The organism is Methylolobus aquaticus (assembly GCF_054172105.1).
On the sequence record NZ_JBSYXP010000043.1, the window covers coordinates 1 to 1,805 of the forward strand.

At 65.3% G+C, this 1,805-nt stretch carries 2 protein-coding genes; both read left to right on the forward strand.

Going from position 1 to position 1,805, the window contains the following annotated elements; translation table 11 throughout:
• On the forward strand, nucleotides 1-359 hold a 359-nt coding region (locus ACW73L_RS22070), incomplete at its 5' end, for a phosphopantetheine-binding protein (RefSeq protein WP_498924692.1).
• A partial coding sequence (locus ACW73L_RS22075) for a condensation domain-containing protein (RefSeq protein WP_498924693.1) occupies nucleotides 356-1,805 on the forward strand: 1,450 nt, incomplete at its 3' end. The genes ACW73L_RS22070 and ACW73L_RS22075, both read left to right, overlap by 4 nt.

The window sequence follows — 1,805 nt, forward strand, 5'->3', positions numbered from 1 at the left end:
AACGGGCGAGCACGGCGACGCTGGCCCCCCGGACCCCGACCGAAGCGCAGCTGGCGGCGATCTGGCAGGAAGTCCTCAACCTCGACAGCGTCGGCGTCAGCGACAACTTCTTCGCACTCGGCGGCCATTCGCTCCTGGCGATGAAGCTGGTGGCGCGCATCCGTGAGGCCTTCGGCGTCGACATTGCCGTGCCGCGGGTTTTCGAAGTCGCAGATCTTGCCGAACTTGCTGTCGAGATACAGTCGCGACAATGCGGTGACGATAATCCAACCCAGACCGCCCTTGCCGACGCACTGGCCGAACTCGGGAGCCTGTCGCCCGAGGAACTGAATGCCTTGCTGGCCGCGGAAGACCCATGACCGCACACCACGCCGCTTTGGCCGAGTTTGGCCGTCTGTCTCCGGAACAGCGCAAGGCGCTTATCATCCTGCTGCGACGTCGCGGAATCGATGCGGCGGCCGTCCTGCCGATCGTTCGAGTGGATCGCGACGGGCCGCTACCGGTCTCCTACGGACAACAGCGCCTTTGGTTTCATGCGCAGTTGCGGCCGGATAGCAGCGCCTATCACATCGCCGACGCGGTCCAGCTATCGGGTCCGCTCGATCGGCGCGCCCTGCAGACGGCGGTGGACGGACTCGTCGCGCGGCACGAAAGTTTGCGGACCAGCTTCCACGAAACCGAAGGGGTGCCGGTGCAGCGGATTCACGAGCGTGCCGAAGGGACGGTCGCGTACACCGACCTGAGCGCGCTGGCGGAGACCACCTGTCCGAGTCGTGTCCGGGAATTGCTGGATACGATGGCAACCGAGCCATTCGTGCTGCAGGCCGCGCCGTTGATGCGGGTCACGCTGATCAAACTCGGCGAGGACCGGCACGTGCTCGGCTTCTGCCTGCACCACATCGTTGCCGACGAGTGGTCGCTGAACTTGATCGTTGCCGAGTTCGCAGATTTGTACTTCGCGGCCCGGGGTGGCCGTACACCGCGCCTCCCGACGCTAGCGGTCCAGTATGCCGATTTTGCCGGCTGGCAGCGCAGCTGGCTCGAAGCCGGTGAGATGGAGCGCCAACTGGATTACTGGCGAAATCAACTGGGCACGGAGTTTCCAGTGCTCGATCTGGCGCCGGGGACCTCGCGCGACGATGCCGAGTTGGAGCATGGCGCGGCGTTCACGTTCGAAATCCCGCCGGAATTGCGCAACGGTGTGAGCGAACTCTGCCGCGATGCCGGTGCGACACCGTTCATGGTACTGCTGGCCGCCTTCCAGGCGCTGTTGTTTCGCGCGACCGGCGAGCGCTCGATACGGGTCGGTGTGCCGCACGCCAACCGGTCCAGGCAGGAAGTCCAGGATGTCGTCGGGTTTTTCGTGAACACCCTTGTCTTGCAGGGAGCGGTGACCGGATCGATGCGTTTCCGGGATCTGCTGGCACAGGTCAGGGAAGCGGTGCTTGGCGCCCATGCCCACGCCGACTTGCCCTTCGACCATCTGGTCGAGGCACTGCAGCCGGAGCGGAGCCTCGATCGCCATCCGCTATTTCAAGTCATGTTCAATCATCAGCGCGCCGAGGGCGCCGCCGTGCGCGCGCTGGAAAGCTTGCGAATGGCGCCTTATCCACGCGACGAGCGAACGACCCAGTTCGACCTGATTCTGGATACGGTCGAGCGAGCGGACGGGACGTTGGGCGCGACGTTCACCTACGCCGTGGCGCGGTTGGCGGCGGCGACCGTGGAGCGGCTGGCGGGACAGTACGTCGCGCTGCTGGATGCGCTGGTGTCCGCTCCTGCGCAACGGCTGGGCATGGTGGACC